Genomic DNA, 14,542 nt, shown 5'->3' on the forward strand with positions numbered 1-14,542 from the left:
GCTCGCACTTTGCACATATTTGGTGTAATCTGCAAGGCAAGACACCGTATATGGTCACGCTGAAAGGATAACGCCGATGAGCAACAAGACCAAAAATGTATTCATCAGCCACGTCCATAAGGACGATGATGGCCTGACCGACCTTAAAAATCTTCTCAAGAACAAGGGCATGGACGTGCGAGACAGTTCGATCAATTCGGATCGTCCGAACAATGCGACATCGCCAGACTATATCAAATCTCAAATACTTGCGCCCCGCATCGATTGGGCCAGCACAATGATCGTCTATATCTCTCCGGAAACCAAGAACAGTGAGTGGGTGAATTGGGAGATCGAGCGCGCTCACAAGCAGGACAAAACCATTGTTGGCGTGTGGGAGCGTGGAGCCGACGGATGTGAGGTTCCCGAAGCGCTCGACGAATACGGGCATGCGCTTGTTGGATGGAACGCAGATAAGATTATTGACGCTGTAAATGGGGATTATGAGCAATTTGAGGCGCCGGACGGCACAACGTGCGAGCCCCGGTCTATTCGCCGACATCCGTGCTAGTGGGGGCTAGATTGCCAAAAATGTATAGTTACGTTGTTGCCTATGACAGCGGATTTGCACCGAATCCGTTCAATGGGTTCTGCACATTGGCCACTTGTAAGCCAAAGATCAGGAAGCACGCTTCTATCGGAGATTGGATTATCGGCACCGGCAGCAATAGGAAGGGAATCCGTCGCGGTGGCTTCTTGGTTCACGCTATGTGTGTCGAAGAAGCGCTGACCTTCTCGGAGTACTGGCACGATCCACGATTCTCCAAGAAAAGGCCTAATCTCTTTGGAAGCTATCGCATGGCTTGTGGTGACAATATCTACTGCCCAAATGGTGAAAATTGGATTCAGCTAGATTCCTACCATAGCAACCGAGATGGAACCCAGCGTGCAGACCACACTAAGAAAGACACCTCAGTTGACCGCGTTCTTGTGTCGCAGACATTTAGTTACTTTGGTGCAGAAGGTCCCGAGCTTCCGGGCCAGTTGAAATCAGCTGGCCTCATTCACTCAGGTATTGGAGAACATAAAGTGACCGACGTCGCAACGATAGAGATGTTCGAGACCTGGTTTAATGAGTTGGGGGTCCGGGGATACCAAGGCAGGCCGTTCGACATGGTGGAAGCCGCGAGAAAGCGGGCAGCACAATGAGCGGATCACCAGCCAGCACACATGTCCTACTGTCCGAGTACGAGCAAGCCATTGCGCCCACGGACCGCTTTGAAGATTCGGAAGTCACGCCGATCCTGCTGGGTCTGTTTGGCGAAGTCGGCAGCGTGATGAGTACATCGAAGAAGCTTCACCGGGAGAAGGCCGCGTTCACGGGATTTCGGCGAGATGTCGAGGAAGAACTCGGCGATACGCTCTGGTATGTTGCCGCGCTGTGCAGGCGTCTGGATCTGAAGCTCTCGGATATGTTTGCGCAGGTGCTGGGCGGGAACAGCTACGCGGTCAGCATTGCGGCCAACGCAGATCCCACGCATCCGTTTGCCCAGGTGATGACCGCTAATGACATCGCACCGCTGGATGCTGTCCTATTGCGGTTGGGCGAACAGGCGGCCAATCTTCTGAGCCTCGACATCACGGCTGATACGGCCAAGGAACAGGTGCTGAGCTTTGTCCGGGTCTACATTGATGCCGTACATGCCGCCGATGTATCGTTTTCTGCCGTTTTGAGCAGCAACATGGCCAAAGCATGCGGTCGCTTCATTGCACCGAATGCCCATGATCTGCCAGATTTTGATGCCCACTTTCCTGCAGAAGAACAGCTGCCGCGTCACTTCGAGATCGAGATTTCGCAACGGGCCAATGGCCTAAGCTATCTGCGGTGGAACGGCGTCTTTATCGGCGATCCGCTATCGGACAAAATTGCCGATGAGGATGGGTATCGTTTTCATGATGTCTTCCATTTTGCTAACGCCGCCATCCTGCATTGGTCGCCGACGTTCAGAGCGCTGATCAAGCATAAGCGAAGAAGCATGAGAAGCGTCGCTGAGGCCCAGGACAGCGGACGGGCCATTGTCATCGATGAGGGGCTATCAGCCTATATCTTTTCCTATGCGAAATTTGTGAACTTCTTCGAAGACCAGAAGACGGTTTCCTTCGATTTGCTCAAAGCCGTGTGCAATTTTGTGCGTGGCTATGAAGTCGAGACCTGCCCCCTTTACCAATGGGAGCACGCGATCTTGCAGGGGTACGAGGTATTTCGTGAAGTGCGAAAGAATAATGGCGGCGTCATCGTCGGAAATCGCGATGAACGCACACTCCGCTACAAATCCGCCGGAAAGCAAGCATGACGAGTACACAAGAAATTTTCAGGACGCTGGAAGACATCCAATTCGAGAATACCTTTAACCCATATTTCGAGCGGTGCCCCGTCTACGATGCGCAGGACGCACCGGAATTGCGACGGCGCTACCTGGCAGAAATGCTGGACCGTGCTGCCGACGCAGAACTGGATGCGATCTGGGTCGGGCGCGACCTCGGATATCGCGGGGGACGACGAACCGGTCTGGCCCTGACGGATGACGTGCACTTTGCCGATCATTTGGAGCGTTGGGGCCTGGACGCGCAGCGTCCAACCTTCGGCAAGCCAATCGCCGAAAGGACAGCCGCTGCAATCTGGGACGTCTTGCTGCGCGTCAACGTGCCGGTCTTTCTCTGGAATGTCTTTCCCCTTCATCCCTTCATCGAGGGCGATCCATTCTCGAACCGCGCCCACAACGCGAAGGAGCGCAGGGTTGGAGTTGAACTTTTGATTAAGATGGTGAACTATCTGCAGCCGAAGAGGATCATCGCAATCGGCAATGATGCCTACAATGTGCTGTCCGGTGTCTTCACCGAGGACTTCATCTACAAGGCGCGGCACCCAAGCTATGGGGGGAAAAATGAGTTTCTGTCTGCCATGCAGTCACTCTATGCTACGCAAATGGCTGAGCGTGAACCGTGTTTATTTGGCCAAATGCCTGAAGCAGACAGCAGCTCACGTTAGCCTTTACCGCGGACGTTCGCATGCGCATTCGAGGCCCGATGTAGGTTCATGCGCGGCGAACTGCCGCTCACCTGAAGTTATGAGCGCTCGTTTTCAGTTGGAGAAGTGACAATCCATGGTGGCGAGGGAATGGCCGCTTTCGCAATGCAGGCCTGTGACCTTGCATGTGCGGCGAATTCACACTTCCCGCCCGTAGTTTACGTTTTCACAACAACGACTTCCTGTGCAATTGTACTCTTGGGGCTGCACTGGCCCAGTTGGGAGATGAGGTTGATGAAACCGAGAACGCACCCGGACAGCCACGAACTGCATGACTGGCCCATATATGGCCCCAGGGATCCGGAGATCGCCAATCTTGTTGACCGGCTCGCATATGGCCATGGACTTCGTGTTCGGGAGATCGAGATAGTCATTTTGCGGGCGTTGCGGGATCGTGTGAAGGCCGAGGAAGCGCGAAGTAGCTGACAAGCCCTCAACATAATGCCGCGTGGTGCAAAATGTGGTATGCTCTTTTTATTTGAAAAATTTTACTATTATTATCATCTTGTTAGGTGAAATATAGTGCCCCCTTCGTCTCCGCCAGAAACCCCAACTAAAACAAAGCGATATGCCAGATCTCGCAAGCCGGGGCGGCGTTCCTGTTTTGCTGCCACATCCCAGAACATCACAGGAACTCGCAGGGCTTTGGGCAAGAAATTGGCAAAACGGATTCTGCTCGATCACACCCTTGCGGGTTTCACGTGACTTTGCGTGCGGGACGGGTCAACCGCCTGCCCGTCAAAGCGGCTATCCCGCGCCGACAAGGCCCGATACAGCGCGTCGTGGTCTGGCAGGTCAAAGAACATCCGGCGCATCTCGCAAATTGGAACAGGTGATATTCGATCCACGTGGTTACTCGGGTCCTGTCCGTTGGAAAGCGGGCGTATATTCAAAAACTACCTCGCAGATATCTCCACCGACATGTCCGGTCCAAGCGCCCGCAAGAAGTCAGCGGCATTGAAGGTGGCTGCCGGCGGCGTTACGCCCGAAGCGCGGGTTTTGTCCGACAGGATACGATGGACCGCCTCGCATATGATCGGGGCCGAGATGGCGTAGATGTCTCGTCCCTGGGCGACGATCTTGCGGAGCGCGGCACCCTGCGTGATGACCACCTCAACAGCGAAACGTTGCGCCGAACGTCCGGACTTATCAACCGACTGAGGCGGAGGTGTCGAGGGATCACGGATATCTCGCAGGGCGGCTGTGTTGAGAAAGGTGCTCAATTCTGTGGTTCGGACGTGTCGGGAGATCAGTGGCACTTCCGAAAAAGGGAGTTCAACGAACGTCTGTTCGCCAAACGGAGCGGGCAATGTGAAAACTCTTTCGACGGGGGAGTGATGTACCAGCTGCAGTTGCCCGCCGCTGATCGTTAAGCGCTGCGCCGTGTTTCTCTTTCCCGTCAGGCGTGTGCCACCCGTTGGATGCCAACTGTCGAGCGCAACGCGAATTTCGATCGTGTCAGCGTGCTCCCACTCATTCATCGCTGCTGTCACGAGCAGATCGGACAAACCGCCAAAAAAGCCCATTGCCGGGATGACAGTTACGTCCGCATTCTGGGCCGCAGCGCTGTGCTGTTCGAATGTGGCCAGCACACTCGACTGCTCAGCCGTTACGTCGAGATAGTGTATCCCGGCTCGCAACGCGGCACGCACCACAGTGTCAGCAGTATCGATGAACGGCCCGGCACAGTTAATAACCGCTGCTGCGCCAGCGAGTGCTCTGTCCAACGCCTTGTCATCTTCGAGCGCCGCCACGCGGCATTCTACGCCGCGTTCGCTAAAACCTGATGCGGCCAATCGCTCGACACTTCTTCCGATGGCGATTGGTTGGAAGCCTCGCCGCAATAGCTCGGCTACAACGAATCCCCCAGTATGGCCACTGGCTCCCACAACCGCGACAGCATGGGGTGTGTTCGTGATGTCATTTAATAAGGTGTTCATGTTTAAGGTTCCGATACATACAGGTCTGTAGCGATTTAGAGCATACAGATCTGTAGCGTGTCAATCCCTTTGGTGCTATGCTGGCGGAATTGGAGGTATTTGAATGTCAAACGGCTCTAAGAACTCCCGGGCGTCCGGCCGCAACGAGGTGCGGGAACGGATTCTCGAGACAGCGTCAGAACTATTTTACCAGCGCGGCGTGCGCGCCGTCGGGGTTGATCTGATTGTGGAGCAATCCGGTGTAGCTAAAACTAGCCTCTATCGCCATTTTGGCACAAAGGATGACCTCGTTGCCGCCTTTTTGCAGCAGGAAGACCTGGACTTCTGGAGTACTTGGGACCGCGTTGCGAAACAGTATTCGAATGATGCCAAGGCGGAGCTTGATGCACATATTGAATGGATCGGCGAGCGGGTCGCGCGGGAAAATTACCGGGGCTGTCCGCAAATCAATACCGCGGCCGAGTTTCCAGAAGCGGATCATCCTGCCCGCAAGGTCATCGAGAGACACATGCATGAGATGCGCCGCCGCTTGAAAACCATCGCCGAGGGGATGGCAGTTGCCGCGCCAGATAAGCTCGCCGGTCAACTCGCGGTCCTGATCAACGGGGCCTTTGTCAGTATGCAGTTGTTAGAACCCGGAGAGGCTACCGGATTGCTCCGTGATGCAGCGCATGCACTGATCTGCGCCAGCCGCCGCCACGAAAACCAGACCTAGTGCTGCACCGATGTTCCCCGGTTGCTTGAGCCAAACAGGAAACGAATCGGCATTGTCAGGTTGCAGAAGTCAGGTTGATTTCACCCGGGATGCCGACGCTCAAGTGGTCAGTTCGGCGGCTGAACCGGCCCGTGAACTTCTCGCGCCCGCGGGTATGCCGGTGAGAGGGCTCGCTTCGGTGGTTCACCCCCTGGCGCTGGCGATGTTCGACCCGGGTGAGACCTCCGCCGTCGTCGCGCAGTAGGATCGGAGTTTGTCCGTAACGATCACTTGGGGCTGGTTTCAAGAGGTTCCGCAGGAAACGCAGCGCTGCAGCCTTGTTGCGTTTTGATTGGACCCGGATGTCGAGCACATCGGCCTCGACAGCCCGCCAAAGCCGCCCTTCCCTCACCGCCTGACCTGCCCGGTCAGCCAGTTACGAAAGCTCAAGACCGGGGCTTCCCGCCCTTCGGGAACGACAACGTAATACGCCCGGTCGGTGGAATGAGGTATGTCGAGTACGACTTTCAACTCGCCCCGCGCGATTTCTGCCTCGATCAGGTAGAGCGGCAACAGAGCATATCCCAATCCTCCCTTGACCGCCTCGATCGTCAGCGAAAATTGTTCAAACCAATGTCCTGCAGAGGCATCGGGCAAATCAAGACCCACGCCCCGGAACCAATCGGGCCAGAGATGGGGTCGCTCCGTCAGATGCACCTTCGGTGCCTCCGCCAGTTCCTCGGCATCGGCAAGCGGACGGTTGCGCAAGGCACCGCCTGCAACGGGAACCACAACCTCGCCGCACAGATAGGTGCATGTTGCGCCGGGCCAGATCGGCTGGCCGTAGTGAATCGCCAAAGCGCATTGCGCCTGCCCGAAATCGAAGACGTCACGCCGCGTGGAAACGTCGATCCGTACCTCGGGATGAGATGAAAGGAAATCCGGCAAGCGCGGCACAAGCCAACGCGCGGCGAAGGTCGGCAAGGCATTTATCGCCAGCACGCTTTCGCCTCTGGCCCCAGCCGAGGCATGACGCATCGTGGAATTCGCCATTTGCAGCAGCCGGGACACCTCGGGGAGGAACGCTTCGCCGGCCAGGGTAAGAACCACCCGCCCCCGCACCCGCTCGAACAGCTTTTTTCCGAGTTGCTCCTCGAGTTCGCGAACCTGCCGACTGACGGCGCTCTGCGTCAGCGAAAGCTCATTCCCGGCACGTGTGAAATTGCAATGACGCGCCGCGCTTTCGAATGTCTGAAGAACGCGCATATCCGGAAGATCGCGGCGTGGCTGGATCATCAAGCAGTCTCCGTTGGCTAGGTTCCGACTTCTCCCATCATACCTTTTCCGCATTGAGGTTCGCAATATCCATGCGAAATAGGAATAGGGTCAGTCGAAACGGTTATTGGCCAACAAGAACGTGCCCGCGTTAAGCTGAGGCCAATACCAAATCACCGAAGGCCCTGACATGAGCGACGCATCTGCCTGCACAGGCCGGATTGAACTCGCCTTTTCCCCGGCCTTGTCGGGGACTTTCTGCACGGAATGGCCTGTCCCCGGCGGGCTCTGCTCTGGCTCAGGGCCAAGCACCCCGAACATGTGCCGGGTGCCGCTCCGCGCCACCAATACAAACTCATAAGGAAAGGCTCCTCCATGCCGACAACACCGCTCAAGACCATGGTCTCAGAAACGATGAAAAACTGCGGCGCAGCCGCAAAGCTCGACGATGAAGGCGGTTTGGCCGTCATTTCGCCAGTCACGGGTGAAACCGTCGCACAGCTTCCCGAACACAGCGTTGCCGAGACCCACGCCGCCATCGCCAGGGCAAACGAGGCATTCCGCAAATGGCGCCTGATCCCTGCCCCCCGCCGCGGCGAACTGGTGCGCCTCTTCGCCGAAGAGCTGCGCAAATCGAAGGAAAACCTGGGCCGCATAGTCTCGATCGAGGCAGGCAAATCGCCCTCCGAAGGCCAAGGCGAAGTACAGGAAATGATCGACATCTGCGATTTCGCCGTTGGCCTCTCGCGACAGCTTTACGGCTTGACCATCGCCACCGAACGCCCGGGCCACCGCATGATGGAAACATGGCACCCGTTGGGCGTGGTGGGCATCATCACCGCGTTCAACTTCCCCTGCGCACCCTGGTGCTGGAACGCGGCGCTGGCGCTGGTCTGCGGCGACCCGGTGATCTGGAAGCCGTCGGAGAAAACCCCGCTGACCGCGCTGGCCTGCCAAGCCGTGTTCGAGCGTGCACTCGCCCGTTTTGGCGACGACGCGCCGGACGGGCTGTCTCAGGTTTTGGTTGGCGGCCCCTCTGTTGGGGAAGCGCTGGTCGAGAGTGAAAAGGTCGCGCTGATCTCGGCAACGGGTTCCACCCGGATGGGCCGCATCGTGGGGCCCAAGGTCGCGGCCCGCTTCGGCAAGTGCATTCTGGAACTTGGCGGAAACAACGCCGGCATCGTCTGCCCTTCCGCCGATATGGATATGGCTCTTCGCGCCATCGCCTTCGGCGCCATGGGCACCGCCGGACAACGCTGCACCACCATGCGCCGCCTTTTCGTGCACGAATCCGTCTATGATCAGATCGTGCCCGCGTTGAAGAAGGCCTATGCTTCCGTTTCCGTGGGCAATCCGCTGGAAACCCAGGCGCTGGTTGGCCCCCTGATCGACAAGACCGCCTATGACTCCATGGTCACGGCCCTCGCCGAGGCCGCGGATCTGGGCGGTGTCGTCCACGGTGGTGAGCGCGAACAAATTGGCCCCGACAGCGCGTATTACGTGCGGCCTGCGATCGTCGAGATGCCCGCACAGACGGGCCCGGTAACGCGCGAAACCTTTGCTCCCATCCTCTATGTGATGAAATATTCCGATCTCGACGACGCGCTCGAACAGCACAATGATGTCGGCGGCGGCCTGTCTTCGGCGATCTTCACAACCGACCTGCGTGAGATGGAAATCTTCCTCTCCGCCAAAGGCTCGGATTGCGGTATCACAAACGTCAATATAGGCACATCCGGCGCCGAGATCGGAGGCGCATTCGGAGGCGAAAAGGAAACCGGCGGCGGTCGTGAATCCGGCTCCGACGCCTGGCGCGCCTATATGCGACGCGCGACCAACACGATCAACTATTCGACAGAGCTACCCCTCGCGCAGGGCGTAACCTTCGATATCGACTGATGATGAAGGATCTATCCGGTACCTTCCGGCCCGCCGAGCGGATTGCGTCCCTCGGCGTGTCGGAAATCCTCCAGATCGGGGCCCGGGCGTCTGCACGTAAAGCCGCCGGTCACGATGTCATAACCCTCGGGGCGGGCGAGCCGGATTTCGACACGCCCGACCATGTCAAACAGGCCGCATGGGATGCCATGCAGGCCGGCGAGACGAAGTATACCGCGCTGACGGGCACGACCGCCCTGAAGGATGCCATTGCCCGCAAGTTCAGCCGCGAAAACGGTATCTCCTATGCGTCGGACGAGATCATCGCCTGCACCGGCGCAAAACAGGTCATCTACAACGCGATGATGGCCACCCTTGATCCGGGCGACGAGGTCATCATTCCCACGCCTTATTGGGTGACGTATTCCGACATCGTCGAGCTTTGTGGCGGCATCCCTGTCTTGGTTCGCTGCGAGGCAGATCAGGGCTTTCGCCTGACCGCCGACCAATTGCGACGCGCAATCACCGACAAGACCCGCTGGCTTATGTTGAATTCGCCGTCCAACCCCTCTGGCGCGGCCTACGCGGCCCCGGATTTGTGCCCGTTGATCGACGTCCTGCTCGAAAACCCGCAGGTGTGGCTAATGGTCGACGACATGTATGAGCACATTCTCTACGACGATTTCCGCCATGTGACCCCAGCTGCACTCTGTCCGAGCATCGCGCCCCGCACGCTCACGATCAACGGTGTTTCCAAGGCATTTGCCATGACCGGCTGGCGGCTCGGTTATGCTGGTGGGCCTGCGGACCTTATCTCGGCCATGGCCATCATCCAGAGCCAATCAACCTCCTGCCCGTCCTCCATCACTCAGGCCGCGGCGATCGCGGCGCTGGATGGGCCACAGGATTTCCTGGCAGACCGCCGAGACAGTTTTTGCCAGCGCCGCGACCTCGTGGTGAATCGATTGAACGACACGCCCGGACTGTCCTGCCGACGTCCCGAGGGAGCGTTCTACGCCTTTGCCGAATGCAACGACCTGCTTGGGGTGCAAACGCCAGAGGGCGGCGTGCTGACCACGGACAGGGCGCTGTGCAACTGGTTGCTGGAAACCGCTGACGTCGCTGTCATTCCCGGTAGCGCCTTCGGGTTGCCGGGTTATTTCCGGATTTCCTATGCTGCAAGCATCGAGACACTCGAAACGGCCCTGACCCGGATCGAGCAGGCCTGCCGCCAATTGTCAGGCATCTGACGTTCATTACGGCCCATGTGTCTCGGGAAATCACGCAGGTGATTCCCGGCAATCTTCCAAGGTGGCGCTGACCGATCCGACCCGAAAACAGGCTTGGCCCTCTCGTTCAGACGCACCTTGGCTTGGCGATGATGCGAAACAGAGACTTCCACGAAATACAGGGGACCACACAATCGCGCGGGCCTCGGCACCAACCCGCAAGACGCTTCATACCTCGCGCAAGAGCCTGGCAAGCCTGAACCGATCGGGTTCTGCGCCTCGTTCCAGTTCATCGGCCACGGCCGCACGATTGGCCGCGCTGCGGGTTTGTTCGAGCTTCGAAACCCCGGATATACGTTCGATATGCAAGCGGAACCCGATGATCCGCCGCATCATTCGATCCACATCGCTGCGCGGGATGCGCGACAATTCCCAACCGCCACCTATCCGCGTTTCGGACTGCGAGATGATATTCTCCATCAGGGCCAGCATCTCTGCCCCCTCGGGAACGGGCTCGATCCGCCCGCGCACATGCACCGATTGATAAATCCACGTCGGAACATCTTCATCCTCAACATACCAACGCGGCGAAACATAGGCCGAGGGGCCGCTAAACACGGCAAGCGCAGATCCAGGCTGCGTCAAGCTTGCCGCCTGTGAATTGACCCGGGCAATATGGCCGATAAGGCATGAGCATTCGGGGGATCCGTCTGCGAAATAGAGCGGCGTATGCGTGGCCTCGAAAAGATCACCGGCCCCCGGCGACACGATCAGCGCAAAGGGCGATTGCCAGATCATGCGGCGGGCGGCATCCTCCGAAGCGCGATAGGGCGCAGGGGCATAGGGGCGTTGCTTCTTGTCTTGCATCGTTATCGTTTTCCAGATGCTTCAGGTGGATGCGCGCAGTGCAATACGATGCCCATCGCCAAGATCGACCAGCCGATAAAGCGCATCGGCTTCCGTCGCGTCGAAAAACACATGCCCGGTATCCGGGGCGTCGGGCAGATCACTGGCCGCCAGATGAAGGCCCTGCTCACCGCGCTCGAGACGAGGCGACGCCGAAAGCAGTCGGCGGGTATATGGATGACTGGGCGCACCGAACAACGCTTCGGTTGTCGCCTCTTCCATGATCCTGCCATTGTTGAGGACATAAAGCCGCGCGCAAAGCTGTTCGACAATATGCAGATCGTGGCTGATGAAGAGACACGCAAAACCATACTCGCCCTGAAGTTTCTTGAACAATTCAAGAATTTGCGCCTGAATCGTGACATCCAGCGCCGAAACCGGCTCATCAGCGATGATCAGATCGGGCTTTGCGATCAGCGCCCGGGCGATGGCAACACGCTGGCGCTGGCCGCCCGACAAGGCATGCGGAAAGCGTTCGGCCATGTCGCGCTCCAGCCCCACGGATTCGAGCATCTCTCCCACGGCCTCGGTGCGCTCCGCCTCCGAAAGGCTTTTGTCATGGCGCAACCCCTCTCGCACAATCCGCCCGATCCGCATGCGCGGGTTGAGCGATGAAAACGGGTCTTGAAACACCACCCTGATCCGCCGGCGCAGGCGTTGTTCTGCCTGGGCAGAGCACTCGGCGAGATCAGTGCCCTCGTAAATCACCCGCCCGCCGGCCTTTGGTGTCAGGTTGCAGATGGCGCGGCCAATCGTGCTCTTGCCGCTGCCGGATTCACCCACGAGCCCAACGGCCTCGCCGCGCCCGATGGTGAGAGAAACTCCGCGCACCGCATGATGTGTTGTTCCACCGAACAACCCGAGGAAGCCTTTCTCGATAAAATCGACATGCAGGTTCTCGACTGCCAGCAACGGCTCGCCCGCCTGCCCGGCAATCGGATTGGGCGTGCCAAGCTGGGCAGCTGCGAGCAGTTTGCGCGTATAGTCATGCTGCGGCGCAGCCAGAACATCACGGGTTGGCCCGGTTTCGACAAGGTCGCCCTTTTCCATAACCGCCACACGTTCGGCATAGCGCGCCACCACTGCAAGGTCGTGCGAAATCAGCAAGACCGAAGTGCCGTTGGCCCGCGCGAGATCTTCCATGATGTCGAGCACTTCGCGTTGCACCACAGCATCAAGCGCGGTCGTCGGTTCATCGGCGATCAACAGGCGGGGTTTCAGCATCATCACCGAAGCGATCATGATCCTTTGCCGCATACCGCCCGAGAATTCATGCGGATAGCGGTTCAACAGTGCCTCGGGCCGGTCGAGCCGCACCTGGCGTAGCATATCGAGCGCCCGCTCGCGGATCTCGGTTTCCGACAGGTCGGTATGAAGACGCATGGCCTCGAACATCTGCTCGCCGATTTTCATCGTCGGGTTCAACGAAGAGAGCGGCTCCTGAAAAATCAGCCCGATCGAGCTGCCGCGCAAGAGCCGCAGTTCCTCGGCCGATGTCGGGGCGGTGATCTCATGGCCTGCAAAGCATATCCGGCCCTGGCTCGCCCGACCGCCTTCCGGCAGCAAGCCAAGGATTGCTCGTCCGATCATGCTCTTGCCGCTGCCGGATTCCCCGACCAATGCAAGAATCTCTCCCTGCCGGAGTTCGAGATCGACATCCCTCACCACCGCGTGACCGCCGAAAGAGATTTCCAGCCTTTCGATTGTCAGGATCGGATCGCCGACTGCCTTGAGGGATTGTTTCGCCGCTTCCATCTCAGAGAGTCTCCTTCGAACTGGCGGTTGCCGATTTCGGGTCCAATTCATCGCGCAGGGCATCCCCCAGCAAATTGACCCCGAGCAGCGCGATCGAGATACAGACCCCGGGCAAGAGGCCCAGCATCGGATAGCGCATCAGGTGCGCCTTGGCTTCCGACAGGATATTGCCCCAGCTCGGCTCTGGCGGCGGCACCCCGAGCCCGAGAAAGCTGAGCGCGCTTTCCGCCAGCAGAACCCAGCCGAACATCATGGTGGTGAGCACGATCAGTGGCGCCAGACAATTCGGCAGGATATGAACGATCAGAGTGTAAAGCCGGGAGTTCCCCATCGCGCGCGAGGCTTCAACGAATTCGCTTTGGCTGATCGACAAGACCGAACCGCGCACCACCCGCGTGACAGCCGGCAGATAGGCAAAGGAGAGCGCCAGGATCACGCCATAGCGGTTGGCGCCAATCACAGCCATGAGGCCAAGCGCGATCAGCAGGCCGGGGAAGGCCATCAACGCATCGAGCACCATCATGAGAAGGCGATCAAACCAGCCCCGGAAATACCCGGCGGCAGAGCCCAGCAGGGTGCCAAGAACGACCGGCAGAACCAGGGTTGCCAAGCCGATGGACACCGAGACCCAGGCACCGCGCATCAGCCGGGACAGGATATCGCGACCGAACATGTCGGTGCCAAACGGATGGGCGGCGCTGGCGCTCGAAAACCGGTTCATCAGATCGGATTTCAGCGGGTCGTGCGGCGTCCAGACCGATCCGAGAACTGCGGTCAGCAGAACCACCGCCAGCATGGCAAAGCCAATCGAGCCGTTGGCCTTTTTCAAAATACGGGAAAGAAGTTTCACGACAGGCGCACCTTGGGATCAAAGAAGGAATAAGCGATATCGACCAGCAGATTGGTCAGCACATAGACAGCAGCGATAAAAAGCAGCGCGCCCTGAAGAACCGGATAATCGCGGCCATAGATTGAATCGACGAGCAGCTTGCCAAGTCCGGGAAGGGTAAACACCGTTTCTGTCACGGCCGCTCCCGCCAACAACCCGGCCAGCGCGATCCCAACCATAGTCAGCGTCGGCGCAAAGGCGTTGGGAAAGACATGGCGCCAGAGCACCCGCCGCTCGGGCAAACCCTTGGCCCGGGCATGGGTTACGTAGTCCCGGCTGAGGATCTCCAGGCTTCCGGCACGCATCATGCGCGTCATGATTGCGATCTCCGAAAGCGCGAGCGACGTAACAGGCAGGATCAGGTAAGTCACGCCGAGCCCGAAATCCTGCGACATCGACACGAAACCGACGGTCGGGAGCCAGCCGAGGATCGCGCCGAACAGCACAAGCAGCATCAGCCCGACCCAAAAGCTCGGCATCGAAAGCTTGAGGATGGTCAACACGACAATCGCGTAATCCGTCGCCGTGTTGTGCCGGTGCGCGGCGATGAGCCCGGCGGGAATCGCCACCACAAGCGCAGACACCATCGCCAGCAAAACCACCGTCGCAGTTACGCTGAACCGGTCCAGCAAAAGCGCTCCCACATCCTGCCCGGTGAGGATCGACACCCCGAGATTGCCCGAGAACACCTCGCGCAGCCAGGCAAGGAACTGGATCGGAAGGGGCTGGTCGAGCCCGAGTTGACGGCGCATCATCTCGAGCGTCGACTCATCGTCGATATTTCCGCCCAGCATCATCAGCGCCGGATCGCCCGGAAGAGCCCGGATGAGCGTGAAAATGATGACGGCCACGATTGCGAAGGTCGGAATTGCCATCACAATCCGTCGCAGCACGAAGAAAAACATGGCC

At 58.6% G+C, this 14,542-nt stretch carries 13 protein-coding genes and 1 pseudogene; 7 read left to right on the plus strand and 7 right to left on the minus strand.

From position 1 onward, the window contains the following. The first annotated feature begins 76 nt into the window (after positions 1 to 76). Genes FLO80_RS11005 through FLO80_RS11020 form a run of 4 tightly spaced genes read left to right on the plus strand, consistent with a single transcriptional unit; the run spans position 77 to position 3,028 of the window. Entirely contained in the window at positions 77 to 550 is a 474-nt protein-coding gene (locus tag FLO80_RS11005; protein ID WP_111368420.1) for a TIR domain-containing protein, read from the plus strand. A gap of 20 nt (positions 551 to 570) precedes the next feature. Continuing rightward, positions 571 to 1,188 (plus strand): Nmad2 family putative nucleotide modification protein, encoded by a 618-nt coding sequence (locus FLO80_RS11010; RefSeq protein WP_188078274.1) that lies wholly within the window; start codon positions 571 to 573, stop codon positions 1,186 to 1,188. Next, a complete protein-coding gene (locus FLO80_RS11015) occupies positions 1,185 to 2,333 on the plus strand; it encodes a nucleoside triphosphate pyrophosphohydrolase family protein (RefSeq protein WP_111368418.1) in 1,149 nt (382 codons plus the stop codon). Before FLO80_RS11010 ends, FLO80_RS11015 begins: the two co-directional genes overlap by 4 nt. Then, positions 2,330 to 3,028 (plus strand): uracil-DNA glycosylase, encoded by a 699-nt coding sequence (locus tag FLO80_RS11020; RefSeq protein ID WP_111368415.1) that lies wholly within the window; start codon positions 2,330 to 2,332, stop codon positions 3,026 to 3,028. Before FLO80_RS11015 ends, FLO80_RS11020 begins: the two co-directional genes overlap by 4 nt. A 935-nt stretch (positions 3,029 to 3,963) precedes the next feature. Here the strand turns inward: FLO80_RS11020 and FLO80_RS11030 are convergent. After that, entirely contained in the window at positions 3,964 to 5,007 is a 1,044-nt protein-coding gene (locus FLO80_RS11030; RefSeq protein WP_111368413.1) for a saccharopine dehydrogenase family protein, read from the minus strand. A 103-nt stretch (positions 5,008 to 5,110) separates the two neighbouring features. Between FLO80_RS11030 and FLO80_RS11035 the strand changes: the two genes are divergently transcribed. After that, positions 5,111 to 5,722: a TetR/AcrR family transcriptional regulator gene (locus FLO80_RS11035; protein ID WP_111368410.1), complete on the plus strand. Its 612-nt coding sequence runs from the start codon at positions 5,111 to 5,113 to the stop codon at positions 5,720 to 5,722. A gap of 121 nt (positions 5,723 to 5,843) precedes the next feature. Here the strand turns inward: FLO80_RS11035 and FLO80_RS24415 are convergent. Then, positions 5,844 to 6,098 (minus strand): annotated as a pseudogene (locus FLO80_RS24415) (DDE-type integrase/transposase/recombinase); the annotation flags it as partial. Between the two features lie 11 nt (positions 6,099 to 6,109). Further along, a complete protein-coding gene (locus FLO80_RS11040; RefSeq protein WP_111368405.1) occupies positions 6,110 to 6,997 on the minus strand; it encodes a LysR family transcriptional regulator in 888 nt (295 codons plus the stop codon). A gap of 354 nt (positions 6,998 to 7,351) precedes the next feature. On the opposite strand from FLO80_RS11040, the gene amaB reads away from it, so the two are divergent. Then, entirely contained in the window at positions 7,352 to 8,875 is a 1,524-nt protein-coding gene (gene amaB, locus FLO80_RS11045; RefSeq protein ID WP_111368402.1) for an L-piperidine-6-carboxylate dehydrogenase, read from the plus strand. Between the two features lie 2 nt (positions 8,876 to 8,877). Beyond that, entirely contained in the window at positions 8,878 to 10,104 is a 1,227-nt protein-coding gene (locus FLO80_RS11050) for a pyridoxal phosphate-dependent aminotransferase (RefSeq protein WP_111368567.1), read from the plus strand. A gap of 207 nt (positions 10,105 to 10,311) precedes the next feature. On the opposite strand, the gene FLO80_RS11055 is transcribed toward FLO80_RS11050, so the two are convergent. Genes FLO80_RS11055 through FLO80_RS11070 form a run of 4 tightly spaced genes read right to left on the minus strand, consistent with a single transcriptional unit; the run spans position 10,312 to position 14,538 of the window. After that, complete coding sequence (locus tag FLO80_RS11055; protein ID WP_111368399.1) at positions 10,312 to 10,950, minus strand: FMN-binding negative transcriptional regulator; 639 nt, start codon at positions 10,948 to 10,950, stop codon at positions 10,312 to 10,314. 21 nt (positions 10,951 to 10,971) lie between these two features. After that, positions 10,972 to 12,744, minus strand: a complete 1,773-nt coding sequence (locus tag FLO80_RS11060; protein ID WP_111368396.1) for an ABC transporter ATP-binding protein — start codon at positions 12,742 to 12,744, stop codon at positions 10,972 to 10,974. A gap of 1 nt (position 12,745) precedes the next feature. Further along, entirely contained in the window at positions 12,746 to 13,594 is an 849-nt protein-coding gene (locus FLO80_RS11065; RefSeq protein WP_111368393.1) for an ABC transporter permease, read from the minus strand. Next, entirely contained in the window at positions 13,591 to 14,538 is a 948-nt protein-coding gene (locus tag FLO80_RS11070; RefSeq protein ID WP_111368390.1) for an ABC transporter permease, read from the minus strand. Before FLO80_RS11070 ends, FLO80_RS11065 begins: the two co-directional genes overlap by 4 nt. Between the last annotated feature and the right edge of the window lie 4 nt (positions 14,539 to 14,542).

The sequence above is a fragment of the Aquicoccus porphyridii genome (genome assembly GCF_008369105.1).
GTDB classification, from domain to species: domain Bacteria; phylum Pseudomonadota; class Alphaproteobacteria; order Rhodobacterales; family Rhodobacteraceae; genus Aquicoccus; species Aquicoccus porphyridii.

Bases quoted from the DNA above. Each gene is read 5' to 3' on its own strand.
- FLO80_RS11015 (WP_111368418.1), top strand. From the start codon at position 1,185: ATGAGCGGATCACCAGCCAGCACACATGTCCTACTGTCCGAGTACGAG.
- FLO80_RS11035 (WP_111368410.1), top strand. From the start codon at position 5,111: ATGTCAAACGGCTCTAAGAACTCCCGGGCGTCCGGCCGCAACGAGGTG.
- FLO80_RS11020 (WP_111368415.1), top strand. From the start codon at position 2,330: ATGACGAGTACACAAGAAATTTTCAGGACGCTGGAAGACATCCAATTC.
- FLO80_RS11060 (WP_111368396.1), bottom strand. From the start codon at position 12,744: ATGGAAGCGGCGAAACAATCCCTCAAGGCAGTCGGCGATCCGATCCTG.
- amaB (WP_111368402.1), top strand. From the start codon at position 7,352: ATGCCGACAACACCGCTCAAGACCATGGTCTCAGAAACGATGAAAAAC.
- FLO80_RS11030 (WP_111368413.1), bottom strand. From the start codon at position 5,007: ATGAACACCTTATTAAATGACATCACGAACACACCCCATGCTGTCGCG.
- FLO80_RS11005 (WP_111368420.1), top strand. From the start codon at position 77: ATGAGCAACAAGACCAAAAATGTATTCATCAGCCACGTCCATAAGGAC.
- FLO80_RS11055 (WP_111368399.1), bottom strand. From the start codon at position 10,950: ATGCAAGACAAGAAGCAACGCCCCTATGCCCCTGCGCCCTATCGCGCT.
- FLO80_RS11070 (WP_111368390.1), bottom strand. From the start codon at position 14,538: ATGTTTTTCTTCGTGCTGCGACGGATTGTGATGGCAATTCCGACCTTC.
- FLO80_RS11050 (WP_111368567.1), top strand. From the start codon at position 8,878: ATGAAGGATCTATCCGGTACCTTCCGGCCCGCCGAGCGGATTGCGTCC.
- FLO80_RS11040 (WP_111368405.1), bottom strand. From the start codon at position 6,997: ATGATCCAGCCACGCCGCGATCTTCCGGATATGCGCGTTCTTCAGACA.
- FLO80_RS11010 (WP_188078274.1), top strand. From the start codon at position 571: ATGTATAGTTACGTTGTTGCCTATGACAGCGGATTTGCACCGAATCCG.